The organism is Lysobacter sp. Soil_C_15 (genome assembly GCF_057657315.1).
Genome location: NZ_JBDGIR010000010.1, coordinates 70,890 through 84,072, shown reverse-complemented (window position 1 = coordinate 84,072; position 13,183 = coordinate 70,890). Strand labels below are relative to the sequence as shown.

12 protein-coding genes are annotated in these 13,183 nt (G+C 70.5%); 3 read left to right on the top strand and 9 right to left on the bottom strand.

Annotated elements, in window-relative coordinates:
• Positions 1 to 25 precede the first annotated feature (25 nt).
• The 9 genes from AC3A57_RS19825 to AC3A57_RS19785 all read right to left on the bottom strand — a co-directional run bounded on the left by AC3A57_RS19825 (position 26) and on the right by AC3A57_RS19785 (position 10,864).
• Positions 26 to 1,420 (bottom strand): DUF1501 domain-containing protein, encoded by a 1,395-nt coding sequence (locus tag AC3A57_RS19825; protein ID WP_487580487.1) that lies wholly within the window; start codon positions 1,418 to 1,420, stop codon positions 26 to 28.
• 23 nt (positions 1,421 to 1,443) lie between these two features.
• The gene (locus tag AC3A57_RS19820) at positions 1,444 to 3,270 is read right to left on the bottom strand and encodes a DUF1800 domain-containing protein (protein WP_487580486.1); all 1,827 of its coding nucleotides are present in this window, start codon (positions 3,268 to 3,270) and stop codon (positions 1,444 to 1,446) included.
• 228 nt (positions 3,271 to 3,498) lie between these two features.
• Positions 3,499 to 4,584: a DUF2705 family protein gene (locus AC3A57_RS19815; RefSeq protein WP_487580485.1), complete on the bottom strand. Its 1,086-nt coding sequence runs from the start codon at positions 4,582 to 4,584 to the stop codon at positions 3,499 to 3,501.
• A complete protein-coding gene (locus AC3A57_RS19810; RefSeq protein ID WP_487580559.1) occupies positions 4,581 to 5,504 on the bottom strand; it encodes an ABC transporter ATP-binding protein in 924 nt (307 codons plus the stop codon). Before AC3A57_RS19810 ends, AC3A57_RS19815 begins: the two co-directional genes overlap by 4 nt.
• Before the next feature lie 44 nt (positions 5,505 to 5,548).
• Complete coding sequence (locus AC3A57_RS19805; protein WP_487580484.1) at positions 5,549 to 6,523, bottom strand: HlyD family secretion protein; 975 nt, start codon at positions 6,521 to 6,523, stop codon at positions 5,549 to 5,551.
• Positions 6,520 to 7,203: a TetR/AcrR family transcriptional regulator gene (locus AC3A57_RS19800; protein ID WP_487580483.1), complete on the bottom strand. Its 684-nt coding sequence runs from the start codon at positions 7,201 to 7,203 to the stop codon at positions 6,520 to 6,522. Before AC3A57_RS19800 ends, AC3A57_RS19805 begins: the two co-directional genes overlap by 4 nt.
• A 716-nt stretch (positions 7,204 to 7,919) precedes the next feature.
• A complete protein-coding gene (locus tag AC3A57_RS19795; protein ID WP_487580482.1) occupies positions 7,920 to 8,798 on the bottom strand; it encodes an MBL fold metallo-hydrolase in 879 nt (292 codons plus the stop codon).
• Complete coding sequence (locus AC3A57_RS19790; protein ID WP_487580481.1) at positions 8,795 to 9,814, bottom strand: NAD-dependent epimerase/dehydratase family protein; 1,020 nt, start codon at positions 9,812 to 9,814, stop codon at positions 8,795 to 8,797. The genes AC3A57_RS19795 and AC3A57_RS19790 overlap by 4 nt, the downstream gene beginning before the upstream one ends.
• A 66-nt stretch (positions 9,815 to 9,880) precedes the next feature.
• A complete protein-coding gene (locus tag AC3A57_RS19785) occupies positions 9,881 to 10,864 on the bottom strand; it encodes a 3-oxoacyl-[acyl-carrier-protein] synthase III C-terminal domain-containing protein (protein ID WP_487580480.1) in 984 nt (327 codons plus the stop codon).
• Between the two features lie 373 nt (positions 10,865 to 11,237).
• On the opposite strand from AC3A57_RS19785, the gene AC3A57_RS19780 reads away from it, so the two are divergent.
• The 3 genes from AC3A57_RS19780 (at position 11,238) to AC3A57_RS19770 (ending at position 13,143) form a co-directional block, all read left to right on the top strand.
• The gene (locus AC3A57_RS19780; RefSeq protein WP_487580479.1) at positions 11,238 to 11,834 is read left to right on the top strand and encodes a phosphatase PAP2 family protein; all 597 of its coding nucleotides are present in this window, start codon (positions 11,238 to 11,240) and stop codon (positions 11,832 to 11,834) included.
• 11 nt (positions 11,835 to 11,845) lie between these two features.
• Complete coding sequence (locus AC3A57_RS19775; protein ID WP_487580478.1) at positions 11,846 to 12,079, top strand: hypothetical protein; 234 nt, start codon at positions 11,846 to 11,848, stop codon at positions 12,077 to 12,079.
• 77 nt (positions 12,080 to 12,156) lie between these two features.
• The gene (locus AC3A57_RS19770) at positions 12,157 to 13,143 is read left to right on the top strand and encodes a PhoH family protein (protein WP_487580477.1); all 987 of its coding nucleotides are present in this window, start codon (positions 12,157 to 12,159) and stop codon (positions 13,141 to 13,143) included.
• Positions 13,144 to 13,183: the final 40 nt, after the last annotated feature.

The following is a 13,183-nucleotide window of genomic DNA, read 5'->3' as shown; positions in this document are numbered from 1 at the left end:
GCCCGGCGCGCGCCGCGTCGGCCGGCTAGGCCATGAATCCCAGATCGCGCGAGTTGAAGTTGCCCAGGTTCGGGAAGATCAGGTCCAGTTCGCTGTCGCCGACCCCGAACCACCGCGCCAGGGTCGCCCCGTATTGATCCACCGAGGTGGTCGGGATGATCTGGCCCCAACCGGCGTCGTCGGCCCCGCCGTTGACCAGGGTCGGCATGGTGCCGAAGAATCGCCCGCCGCGCACCGCGCCGCCGACGATGAAGTGATGACCGCCCCAGCCGTGGTCGGAGCCGTCGCCGTTGGACGACAAGGTGCGGCCGAAGTCCGAGGCGGTGAACGCGGTGACCTTGTCGGCCACGCCGAGTTCGCCGGTGGCCGCGTGGAACGCGGTCATCGCCTGCGACAGCCGCGCCAGCAGGCCCGGCTGATCGCCGAGCAGGCTGTCGTGGTGGTCGAATCCGCCCATCGACACGAAGAACACCTGCCGCTTCAGCCCCAGTACCTCGCGCACCTTGATCAGCCGCGCCACCATCCGCAACTGGTTGCCCAGGTCGGTTTCGGGGAACGCGGTCTGCAACGGCGCGGAGGCCTCCAGCGCCATCGCCACCGCCGAGGCGTTCTCGCGCGCGCGGCGGAACGCGCCGGCGTAACTGCGCCCGAACACGTGCGACTGCGCGCCCGGCGCCATCAGCTGCAGAAACGCCCGGCGGCTGTCGTCGTCCCACTCGAAACGGCTGAACTGGCGCGGACCGTCGTTGCCTATCACGTACTGGCTGGACTGGCTCGCGCGTTGCAGGATGCTCTCGAAGTTCAACGACACCGACATCGGAATGAAGGCGTCGGGATTGGCGTCGCGCAGCAGGTCGGCGATGTGCCCGGCCCAGCCGAAGCCGCGCCCCTCGCCGGTGCGCGAGACCTGCCAGTACTGTTGCTGGTCGTTGTGCGAGAACAACTGCGGCGGCAGCTCGACCCTCTGATTGAGGTAATCGGCCTTGCTGGTCGGCCGGATCAGGGTGCCGACATTGCCCAGCACCGCCGCCTGCCCGCTGTTGAACAGGCCCTGCAGGCCGCCCATGCCGACCGGGTCGTCGTCGGTGGTGCAGGCCTGCAGACCGTACAGCGCGCCGTCCGAAGCGCCGCCGCCGGCCTGCGCCGCCAGGGGCAGCAGTCGGTCCTGCTCGACCGCCAAGGTGGCTCGCGCGGCGCGGTATTGCTGATAGTGGCCGTCGTCGCGCGGCACGATCATGTTCAGCGAATCGTTGCCGCCGAACAGGAACACGCAGACCAGGGCCTTGTAGTCGTCGAAGCGCGAGGGTCCGTAGGCGTTGGCGGCCGCCTGCGCCAGGCGCAGGTTGCCGAGCGCGGAATACAGGCCGGCGCCGCCGAGCGCGGCGCAGATCGTGTTGGTCAGGAATTGCCGACGTTTCATGGGTGCTGTCTCCGTATTCCTGCTTACTTCTGCACGATGTAATCGGGCGAGTTGACGATCACGTATAGCGCCTCCTGCACCCGCAAGCGCTTGGCCGCGGTCGTGTTGGCAGGCATGCCGGACAGCCGCTGGGTCAGCACCTGCTTCATCTGATCGGTCATCTGCCCGGACAGGAACAAGGCGTCGTAGCGCGCGATCAACGCGGGAATGTCGTGCGCGACCGCGACCTCCGCGCTGAGGTCGATCGCCACCTCGTCGGTGCCGATGCCTTCCGGATTGCCGAGGTAGGCATCGAAGATCTTCCTCATCAGATAGCTTTCGTTGGCCGGCATCATGTAGTCGGTCGCCAACTGCAACTCCGGCGCCACCAGGCCCAGGCTCTGCGGCTCGCCGTTGGGGCTGTAGCGCGGGCTGAAGAAGTTGAACACCGACGGCGCGTACATCGGCACCTGGCCGAGGTAGTTGTCGACGCTCCAGAACTCCTCGGTGTGCCCGCTCTTGGACTTGCCCTTCAGCGCGCGCCACAGGTGGGTCAGGCGCAGGATCGGCTCGCGCACCTTGCCGAAATGCGCCGGCTGCGCGGCCGGATCGCGCGCTTCGGGGTCGAGCAGGATCGCGCTGACCACCGCGCGCAAGTCGCCGCGCACGCCCTGGCCGTTGTTGTCGAACGCCGCCGCGACGCGGGCGACGTAGGCCGGGCTGGGATTGCTGGTCACCAGCCGCTGGATCAGCTGCTTGCCGATGAACGGCCCGACGTTGGGATGGTTGAAGATGTTGTCCAGCGCCGCGCTCAGGTCGGCGCGGCCGCTGCCGCCGGCGGCGAGCTTGCCGCCCGGCAGGCTCACCCCCGGATACAGCAGCAGCTGCTTCTCCTGCGCCGAGGCGTGGTACGCCGCATGGTTCTCCATTGGCGACACCCAGGCCGGCGCGTCGACTTCGTAGAAATAGCAATCGAACGAACCTTCGGCCTGGCAACCCTTGAAGGTCCAGCCGGTGAACACGTGGGCGAAGCCGCGGACGGTGTCCTGGCCATAGGTCGGGATCGGCTGCTGCGCCGCGTCCAGCAGCGGCGTGCCGTCCTGCTTGAGCTGGACCAAGCCGACGCTGAACAACTGCATCACTTCGCGGGCGAAGTTCTCGTCGGGACGGATGTTGTTGACCGGATCGGGCTTGCGGTTCTGCAGCATCGACAGATAGATGCCCATCACCGGATGCAGGGTCACGTCCTCGAGCAGGGTGCGGAAGTTGCCGAACGCGTCGCGGGCCAGGGTGTCGTAGTAGTGGCTCATCCCGTAGGAGGCGTGGTAGAGCGGATCGGAGGTCGCATCCGACACCACCATGATCTGGCTGAGCGCGAACGCCACCCGCTGGCGCAGCTGATCGCGGTGCACGATCAGGGTCGGCTTGATCGGATCCTTGCCGCCTACGGCATTGACGAACCACGCGTCCAGCCGCCAGTCGCGGCTGAAATCGTCGGGCCTGCGCACCCTGGCGTTCTTGAGGAACGTCAGCTGCGAAGACACCGGGAACCCGACCTGCTCGTTGATCCAGGCGGTGTAGCCGATCTGCTTGAGCCGGTCGATGTCCTCGCGGGTCGGGCCGAACGTGGCCTGGGTCAGGAAGCGCGCGGCCTCGCCGTCGGTGGCGGGGATGTCGGCGAACCGCGCCGCGGGCGCGGCGCCGGTCGCGCCCCGATCGGCGCCCAATTGCAGCGGATCCGGTGCGCCGGGATACGGCCCGCCGTAATCGGGCGTCGGCGTCACCCCGCGCAGTGCGATCAGGATTCCCAGCGCCAGCAACAGGCGCGACGATGCGCCCATCCACGCTGAGCGCAGAAGTAAGGATTTCATTGCAGGCCCCCAAGGCTGGCTGTTCGGCAGCGATCCTAGGGTCGGGGCTGGCGTCGAAGTTTGACCGGCGACGCGATTCCAATCGGAAACACAACTGAATCCGGATTGACAATCACGGAATTACGAGTCCGTTACAATCGTCATCGACGCCGCATGATCGTGGCGCGCAGCGGCGCGGTTGCGCGTCGGGCCGCCGACTTCGGCTGTGGCCAATCCCGCATGCGCCGCTCAGTCCAGCCGCTTGCGGAAGCGCGCCACCGCCAGGCTCATCATCACCGCGACGAAGGCGACCAGGTAGAGCACGTCCGGCCACAGCTCCCACAGGCTGGCGCCGCGCAACATCACCCCGCGGATCAGGCGCAGGAAATGGGTCATCGGCAGCACCTCGGCCAGCCACTGCGCGACCCGCGGCATGCCCGCGTAGGGGAACATGAAGCCCGACAACAGGATCGACGGCAGCAGGATGAAAACCGTCATCTGCATCGCCTGGAACTGCGAGGCGGCCTTGGTCGAGATCATCAGGCCCAGGGTCAGGTTGGCCAGGATCAGCAGGATCGCCGCCAGGTAGACGTCGAGCACGCTGCCGCGGATCGGCACCTGGAACAGCCACAGCCCGAGCAGGATCACCACCGTGGTCTGGATCAGGCCGATCAGCGCGTACGGCAACACCTTGCCGACCATCAGCTCGGTGCGGCTGACCGGGGTGGTGATCAGCAGCTCCATGTTGCCGCGCTCGCGTTCGCGCACGATCGCCACCGAGGTGAACATCACCATGGTCATGGTCAGGATCACCCCAATCAAGCCCGGCACGATGTTGACCGGCGAGCGCCGTTGCGGGTTGTAGAACGCGACCACTCCGATCGGCGCGGACTTGCGCGGCGCTGCGCCGGCGTCGATCGGCAATTGCGCCAACTGCACCGCCGCGCTCTGCACCACCGTATCGCTGCCGTCGACCAGTACCTGCACCGCTTCGCGGCCGTCGATGCGCCGGCGTTCGAAATCCGCCGGCAGACTGACCCCGACGCTGATCTCTCCGCGCCGCAGCATCGCCATCAGCTGTTCGGGCGTGTCGGCCGTCGCCACCGGCCGGATCACTCCGGTCGCGACCATGTCCATGACCACGGCGCGCGAGCCGGCAGTGCCCGATTGATCGGCGACCGCCGCGGCGAGCCCGCGCGGATTGAGGTTGATCGCATAGCCGAACAGCACCAGCTGCCCGACCGGAATCATCACGATCATCGCCAGGGTGATGCGGTCGCGGCGCAGTTGCCGAACCTCCTTGAGCACGATCGCCCACAGCCGCCGCAGGTTCATGGCCCGGTCTCCGCGTCCGCTGCGCGCCGCTCGCGGCCGCGCGTGGCCGAGACGAACACGTCTTCCAGGTTGGGCTTGGCCCGGCCGACCTGCGCTTCCAGACCGGCCGCGCGCAGGGCGTCGCCGAGCGCCCGTTCGCTCAGGCGCGCGTCGGCCAGCAATACCCGCAGGCTGTTGCCGACCTGGGCCACGCTGAGCACCCCGTCCAGACCGACCAGCACCCGCTGCGCCTTGCGCGGTTGCGCCGCCAACACCTCGACCGCGCGCCCGTCGAGTTCGTCGGCGAGCTCGGCCGGAGTGCCGTCGGCGACCAGCACGCCGCGGTCGAGGATCGCCAGGCGATGGCAACGCTCGGCCTCGTCCATGTAATGGGTCGAGACCAGCAAGGTGGTGCCGGCGTCGGCCAGCTCGAACAGTTTTTCCCAGAAATCGCGCCGCGACTCCGGGTCGACCGCGCTGGTCGGTTCGTCCAGGAACAGCAGCTCCGGCTCGTGGATCACCGCGCCGGCCAGGGCCAAGCGCTGCTTCTGCCCGCCGCTCATGGTCCCGGCCAGTTGCTTCTGGCGGTCGCCGAAGTGGTACTGCTCGATCAGTTCGTCGACCCGCCGGCGCGCGCTCGCGCGCGGCAGCTCCTGCACGCTGGCCAGGAACTCCAGGTTCTCGCGCACGCTCAGGTCCTCGAACAGCGAGAACTTCTGGGTCATGTAGCCGATCCGCCGGCGCAGCGCTTCGGCCTGGGCGGGAATCTTCAGCCCCAGCACTTCGATCTCGCCTTCGCTGGGGGTCAGCAGCCCGCACAGCATGCGGATGGTGGTCGACTTGCCGGAGCCGTTCGGGCCGAGGAAGCCGTACACGCAGGCGCGCGGCACGCTCAGGTCGACCCGGTCGACCGCGCGCAGCGCGCCGAACTGCTTGCTCATGCCGCGCGCGCGGATGACCAGCGCGGCGGTGCCGGGCAGCGCGCTCATCGCGCGAACTCGACCCGCACCGGCAGCCCGGCCGGCAGCGCGGCCGAATCGGCCTCGGTGAACTCCACTTCGGCCAGATAGCTCAGCCGCGCCGCGTCCTCGCCGGTCAGGGCGTAGTACGGGGTGAAGCTGGGTTCGCTGCGGACCATGCGCACCCGGCCGGTCCAGGCGCGCTCGCGGCCCTCGATGCGGATCCGCGCGCTGCCGCCGACCCGCACATCGGCGCGGATCGGCTCGGGCACATAGACCCTTGCGTACGGACGCTCGCCGACCAGCATCACCGCCAGCGGCGCGCCGACCGGGGCCTGGTCGCCGAGCTTGTACGGCAGGCTGTCGACCACGCCGTCGCGCGGCGCCAGCACGTCGAGCTTGCTCAGCGTGATCGCCTGAGCGGCGGCCTGGGCCTGCGCGGCGGCGAGCGCGGCGCGGCCCTGGGCGATGCGTTCGCGGCGGGTGCCGTGCTCGAGCTCCGACAGCGCGGCCTGCGCCGCGCGCACTTGCGCCCCGGCGTTGCCGGCCGCGGCGCGGGCGCGGTCGACCTCGGCCGCGGCGATCAGCCGCTGCCGTCCCAGCGGCTGCACCCGGGCGTAATAAGCGGCCGCATCGCGCGCCTGGGCCTGCGCGGCGGCGAGGTTGGCGCGCGCCTGCTCGATGCTTTCGCTGCGCGCGCCGGCCTCGAGCTCGGCCAGCGCTTCGGCCGATTGCTGCGCCTGCGCCTGCGCCGCCTGCGACTGGGCGCGGCTGCGGTCGGTCTCCAGTTGCAGCAGGCGCGCGCCGGCGCGCACCCGCTGGCCTTCGCGCACGTCGATGCGCACCACTTTTTCCGCGACCGGCGCCGGCAAGGCGACCCGGTCCCACTCCAGGGTGCCCAGCGCCTGCGGCGGGGGGTCGCTGCAGGCGGCCAGCAACAGCGCGGCCAACAGGGTCGACGCGCGCACGGCGGCGACCGGGAAATCGAGGCGATAGGTCATGGCTGCAGTCCGCGGTCGAGCAGGGCCAGCGCGTGCTGGCGTTGCCGGTCCAGGTCGAGATCGTCGGCGTCGAACAGATGGCGCCAGATCGGCGCGCTGGCGGCCGGGAACAGGGTCAGGCCGATCAGGCTGACCATCAGCAGGCGCGGATCCAGCTCGGGGTTGATCTTGCCCTCGGCCTGGGCCTGGGCGAAGCGCGCCGCCAGCATCTTCGGCAGCGCCGGCGCGACCTGCTGGAACAACACGCTTTCGCGCAGCGCACCGCCTTCGCACAGCACCTCGCGCACCCACAGCGAAGGCAGCCACGGATGCGCGGCGACGATCCGGCCGATGCCGGCGACGAAACCGCCGATCAGCTCGAACACGTCGCGGCCCTCGCCCGCCACGCCCTCGCGCAGGCTCATGAACACCGGCAGCAGGCGCTCGCCGACCACCGCCTGCTGCAGTTGCTCCTTGTCGCCGAAGTAGTAATGCAACAGCGCCGGGTTGACCCCGGCCTCGGCGGCTATCGCGCGCAGCGAGGTCGCGGCGATGCCCTGGCGGGCGTAACAGGCGATCGCCGCATCGAGCAGGCGCGCGCGCAGGTCGGGATTATCGGCCGCGGCCGGCCGCCCGGGGGCGCGGCGCACGGCGGCGGTCTTGCGCGGTCTTCCGCGCGGCTTGGGGGCTGACGGGTCCATGCGCCATATTTAATTCAGTGATTAATTAGTTTTCAAGCGCAAGCCGACGAACGGTCGTCCGCGACTCAGTCTGCCCGGGCGGCTTGTCGAAACCTGGCGGCGAGCGAGCGCGATACACCCCGCCTTCCGGCGTGTCCTAGCCGGGGCAGCCCAATCTTCGGTCGCGACCCACGCGCATACCGCCGCCTTGGTCGCGGCTTGCGCCGCTCCTACCTCGGCACCAGCACCCACCGCGCTATGCGTGCCGTTGCCGTTGCCGTTGCCGTTGCCGTTGCCGTAAAGAGCTTGGCGCGGGACGGAACTCGCGAGAACGCCCTGAAGCCCCGGAGGGCGGCCCGCAGGGATGCGGGCCGTGCGCAGCCAGGCCAGGGATGGCCTGTGCGGAGCAGCCCTGCGCAAGCTCCGTCCCATAGTGGCTTTTGATTCGAAACAGTTATGGCGTTTTCTTTGGTTACTTTTGACCGAAGGAAATCCCGTGGGACTTTGTCGCCTTGGACAAAGAAAGTGACCCGGCCGCTTGCGGACGGAAGCTTTGCTTTTGAGCTTTTGTAGCCTTCGAACGGCAAACGGCGCGAGATCGCAAGAACGCGGTCGCGGCTTACGCCGCTCCTACAGACGGTAACTTCGAGCTTCGATCGCTGACGACGGTCTTGGGTTCTCTGCGCGTCCCGTGGTCGCGGCTTGTGACCGAAGGAAATCCCTGTGGGGCGCCGCTCCTACAGGGGGGCGGGTTCGTCGAGGACGGCGTGGGGATGGCGCGCGCGCCACTGCGCCAGGGTATCGGCGCAGTGCGCCGGGATCACCCAGGCTTGCGGGTGCTCGCGCTGGAACTGCGCCAGCCGCCGCACCGTGCGGCGATAGGCCGCGGCATCGTCCACCGCCAGCCAGCGCGTCAGCCACGGCAGCTCGACCTCGCGCTGCAATTGCTCGCGGCGCCAGAACGCATCGGCCGCGAGCACCGCCCGCTCGCCCTCGACGGTGCGCAGCGCCAGCCCGAGCTGGCCGCGCGCGTGCCCCGGCAAGGACAACACCACCACGCTGCCGTCGCCGAACAGATCCCACCCCGGCCCGAACCCGGCCAGATCGCCGCCGAGCGCGCCCGCGCCGGCTTCGTCCAGGCAATCCAGGCGCGCGGCGAAATCCGCCGGCAGCAGCTCCCTCCAGATCTGCGCGTGCAGCAGGCCGAACCAGCCGCCGCGCTGGACCTGCCGCCAGGCCTCGGCATGGACGACGAAACGCGCGTTGGCGAACGGCGTCAGCCCGCCGATGTGGTCGGGGTGGAAATGGCTCAGCACCACCGTGCCGATATCGGCGCAGCGCAGGCCGCGCTGTTGCAGCAGGCTGGCCGCGTCGGTGTGCGCCGCCGAGCAGGCGTGGATCGCATGCCGGTAGATCCGGCGCAGGCCGCGGCGCATCGCCGCGCGCGCGGCGGCGCCGTAACCGCAGTCGAACAGGACCGCGCCGTGGCGCGGATGTTCGATCAGGGCCCAGCCGGCCGGGAAGCGCAGCGCCGGTCCTCCGCCCAGGCCGAGATGGCGCGGCGAGGCGCAGCTGTGGCCGGACACGCCGAGGCTGAGCGCGACGCCCGCGCTCACCGCCGCGGTTCCTTGCGCGCCAACTCGGCCAGGGTGCGGTTCAGGGCTTCGTCCATGCCCACCCGCGGCCGATAGCCGAGTTCGGCGCGGGCACGGCCGATGTCCAGGGTCATGTCCACGCTCAACAACTCGATGCCGTAGCGCAGCAGCGGCGGTTCGCGACCCGGGCGCAGATGCCGGTAGCCGGCCTCGACCGCGCTGGCCAGCGCCAGCACCAGCGGCCGCGGCAGGCGCCGCTGCGGGCGCGGCAGCGACAGCGCATCGGCGAGGCGGTCGATCACGCCCCAGATCCGCACCGGTTCGCCGTTGCTGATGTTGTACACGCGGCCGGCCAGGCGCCAGGACGCGTCCATCGCCAAGCCGATCGCGTCGACTGCGTTGTCGACGTAGGTCAGGTCGACCTCGCAGTCCTCGGCGCCCAGCCGCGGCAGGCGGCCGCGGCGCAGCGCATCGGCCAGGCGCGGCAGGATCGCGCTGTCGCCGGGACCGAAGATCGCCCGCGGCCGCAACGCGATCGCGGTCACTCCGCCGTCGGCGCAGCGCGCCAGCACCCGCCGCTCGGCGATCAGCTTGGTCGCGGCGTAGTCGTTGACCGGGCGCGCCGGCAACGGCTGGTCTTCGCGGATGTTCCGCTGCGGACGGCCGTCGTGGTAGATGCCGGGCGTGGAGATGTGCACCAGCCGCCGCACCTGATGGGCGACGCAGGCTTCGGCGACGTGATCGCTGGCGTCGATGTTGGCGGCGACGAAATCCGCGCGCCGGCCCCATGGACTCGACAGCGCCGCGGCATGCACGACGATGTCGGCGCCGCGCAAGGCGCGGTGCACCGCTGCGGCGTCGGTCAGGTCGAGCGCGGCGAACTCGACGCCCTGCGCCTGCAGGGCGCGGCCGCGCGCGGCGTCGCGGCCCAGGCCGAGCACCCGGTCCCAGGGCCGCGCCGCGGCCAGGCGGCGGGCCAGCGCGCCGCCGAGAAAACCGGTCGCGCCGGTGACGACGATGCGGCGCGGCGCGCTCATGCCGCCCGCTCCGTCGCGGCGGACGTCCGCGGACCGCAAATCCTGTCGACCCTCGGCACCGGCATCTCAGTAGGTCAGGGTCATGCCGACCCCGGACAGGCCGGCGCCGGTACCGAGCAGCACGCCGCGTTCGCCGCGGCGGATCGCGCCTTCGCGCACGCCCTGCTCCAGCGCCAGCGGAATCGAAGCGGCGATGCAGTTGCCGGTCTGCTCGAGCGTGCGCACCAGGCGCGCATGGTCGAAGCCGATCTGCTCGATCACTTCCAGCGCGGCGCGGCTGGCCTGGTGACTGACCACCCAGCGCAGTTCGCGCCGCGCCAGCCGGTCTTCCAGCGCCAGCGCGCGCATCACGTGCGGCACCAGGCGGATGCCGCTACGCAGCGCCGCCGGCCCCTGCATGCTGAAGTAGGCGTCTTCCGGCCGGGTCGACGCGCCCAACGGCGGCCGCCAGCTGCCGCCGCCGCGCAAGGTGGTCAACTCCACGCCCTCGCCCAGGGTGCGCCAGGCGACCCGATGGATCCGGCTCGGGCTGTCGTCCGGCGCGCGCTCCAGCACCGCCGCCGCGGCGCCGTCGCCGAATAGGGTGCAGACTTCGGCGTCGGCGAAGTTCAAACCGACCGAGGCGATCTCGCTGCTGACCACCAGGGCGCGTTCGATCCGGCCGTGGTGGATGCGTTCGGCCGCCATCTCCACCGCGGCGACGAAGCTCAGGCAGGTCGCATGCACCGACAGGGCCGGGATGCCCGACCGGCCGAGCCCGAGTTCGCGTTGCAGCAAGGGGCCGCCGTCGGGAATCGCCCGTTCGGCCGATCCTGAAGCATTGACGATCAGCTCGACCTGCTCCGGCGCGATGCCGGCGCGCTCGCAGGCCTGCAGCGCGGCCTGCGCGCCCATCCAACTGGCGCGTTCGCGCTCGGGTTCGGCCCAATGACGGAACGCCACGCCGCTGTGCTGCAGCGCCCAGCCCTCGGCCAGGCCGGCGCGCGCTTCGATTTCGGCGCTGGCGACGCGGCGTTGCGGCAGATAACGGCCGAGCCCGGCGATGCGCACCCGCCAATCCAGCTCCGGGCCGGCGTCGCGGCGGCGCCGCGGCCCGCCCGCATCGGCCGGCGCGGCGGACCGCGGCTCGCGCTGCGCGCGCTCTGGATCCGTACGCCGTTGGTCTGCAGGCACTTGGTCCGCACGCCCTTGGTCAGCATGCCCTTGGTCCGCACCTTCCCGATCGATGTTCTGGATATCCCTCATCGCGACGCAGTATGAGCCTTGCACCGCGGTTTGCCGATACGGACCGACGGCCGCGGCCACTGGCCTGGACCGCGCGCATCGCCCATGCTCGGCGCCTGTCCCGCCGCCTCGCCGCGCCTTGCACGCGAACCCGCCCTCGCCGCCCGCCGTCCTACCCTGGCCGCGCCGTCTCGCCATCGTGCTGGCGGCGACGCTGCTCGGCGCGCTGGTGTACCTGGGCATCAATGCCCAGCCCTGGCGCCCGCCGGCGAGCCTGCCGCCCAGCCTCGTCGACGCGGCGATCGGTTGGCGGGCCTGGGCGATCTGGCCGTACTGGGCGATGTTGGCGACCGGGCCGGCGCTGGCGCTGGCGATCCGCGAACGCGCGCTGTTCTACGCCACCTTGCGCGCTTTCGCCCTCTCCGCCGGGCTAAATGCGGCGGTGTGGCTGGCCTGGCCGACCCGGATCGCGCGCCGGCCGCTGCCGGACGGCCTGGATGCCTGGACCGAGGCCGCCTGGAGCGCGCTGTATGCGCTGGACGGGCCGCACAACTGCTTTCCGTCCGGCCATATCACCATTCCGGCGGTGGCCGCGGTCGGTTTCGCCGCGCAGTATCCGCGCGCCCGCGGCGCGGTCGCGCTGGGCCTGGTCGCACTGGCGCCGAGCGTGATCGCCACCGGCCAGCATTACGCCTGGGACATCGCCGGCGGCCTGCTCACCGCGACCTTGGGTCTCTTGCTCGCCGGCGCGCCGTTGTGGCGAGCTGTACCCCCGCCCGCTGTCGCCTGCCGTTGAAGGATGCCGTCATGCCCGATACCTCGCCCAACTCCCCCGGACCGCCGCGCGACGCGGTCGGCTTCTGGTTTTTCGGCCTCGGCCTGCTCGGCCTGGTGCGCTCGCTGATGCGCGCCACCCGCGGCGGCGGTTTCGACGCCGACGCGATCACCCTGTTGTGGCTGATCGGTTCGGTGCTGTTGACCGCGATGGGCGCGGTGCGGATCTGGCGCAGCTGGCGCGCAGGCCGTCCGCCGCGCGCCTGAACCGAGCGGCTTTGCGAAAACCCGGCGACAGGCGCAAGCTTTCAGACCCCAACGCGCTACCGCCTCGCCCCGCTCTCATGCCCGCCCGAACCGCTTCCGAATTCGCCCTCGACCCCGCCGACAGCGAACGCCTGGCCAACCTCAACGGGCCGTTCGACGGTCATCTGCGCATGATCGAACTGCGCCTGGGCGTGGAAATCGCCAATCGCGGCAACGTGTTCCGCATCGACGGTCCGCTGGCCGCGGTCGGCAAGACCGAAAAGCTGCTGCGCAGCCTGTGGCGTGAGGCCGCCGAGCAGACCCTGGACGAGAACGCGGTGCACCTGGCGTTGAGCGAGGCCGGGGTCGAGCAGATCGTCGCCGACGACATCGAGCCGCAGGAAGTCGCGATCCGGGTCAAGCGCGGCACCATCCGCGGCCGCGGCGCCAACCAGGCCAAGTACCTGCACGCCATCGCCACCCACGACATCAACTTCGGCATCGGCCCGGCCGGCACCGGCAAGACCTTCCTCGCCGTCGCCAGCGCGGTCGAAGCCCTGAACGAAGCGCGGGTGCAGCGCCTGATCCTGGTGCGCCCGGCGGTCGAGGCCGGCGAGAAGCTCGGCTTCCTGCCCGGCGACCTGACCCAGAAGGTCGACCCCTATCTGCGCCCGCTGTACGACGCCCTGTACGAAATGCTGGGCGTGGAGAAAGTGGTCAAGCTGCTGGAGAAGAACGTCATCGAGATCGCGCCGCTGGCCTACATGCGCGGACGCACCCTCAACGACGCCTACGTGATCCTCGACGAGGCGCAGAACACCACCATCGAACAGATGAAGATGTTCCTGACCCGGATCGGCTACGGCAGCACCGCGGTGGTCACCGGCGACATGACCCAGATCGATCTGCCCAAGCACCAGAAATCCGGGCTCAAGGACGCGCTGGACGTGCTGCGCAACGTCAACGGCATCAGCTTCACCTTCTTCGAGGCCAAGGACGTGGTCCGCCATCCCCTGGTCGCGCGCATCGTCAGCGCCTACGACGCGCGCGACGCCAAGGACGCCGAGACCGGGCCTTCGGCCTGATCCGGACGGGTGACCGCGGGACGGCGCTTCCGCCCGCGGC

Excerpts from the sequence above, each read along its gene's own strand:
- AC3A57_RS19825 (WP_487580487.1), bottom strand. The coding sequence starts at position 1,420 with ATGAAACGTCGGCAATTCCTGACCAACACGATCTGCGCCGCGCTCGGC.
- AC3A57_RS19820 (WP_487580486.1), bottom strand. The coding sequence starts at position 3,270 with ATGAAATCCTTACTTCTGCGCTCAGCGTGGATGGGCGCATCGTCGCGC.
- AC3A57_RS19815 (WP_487580485.1), bottom strand. The coding sequence starts at position 4,584 with ATGAACCTGCGGCGGCTGTGGGCGATCGTGCTCAAGGAGGTTCGGCAA.
- AC3A57_RS19810 (WP_487580559.1), bottom strand. The coding sequence starts at position 5,504 with ATGAGCAAGCAGTTCGGCGCGCTGCGCGCGGTCGACCGGGTCGACCTG.
- AC3A57_RS19805 (WP_487580484.1), bottom strand. The coding sequence starts at position 6,523 with ATGACCTATCGCCTCGATTTCCCGGTCGCCGCCGTGCGCGCGTCGACC.
- AC3A57_RS19800 (WP_487580483.1), bottom strand. The coding sequence starts at position 7,203 with ATGGACCCGTCAGCCCCCAAGCCGCGCGGAAGACCGCGCAAGACCGCC.
- AC3A57_RS19790 (WP_487580481.1), bottom strand. The coding sequence starts at position 9,814 with ATGAGCGCGCCGCGCCGCATCGTCGTCACCGGCGCGACCGGTTTTCTC.
- AC3A57_RS19775 (WP_487580478.1), top strand. The coding sequence starts at position 11,846 with ATGCCCGATACCTCGCCCAACTCCCCCGGACCGCCGCGCGACGCGGTC.
- AC3A57_RS19770 (WP_487580477.1), top strand. The coding sequence starts at position 12,157 with ATGCCCGCCCGAACCGCTTCCGAATTCGCCCTCGACCCCGCCGACAGC.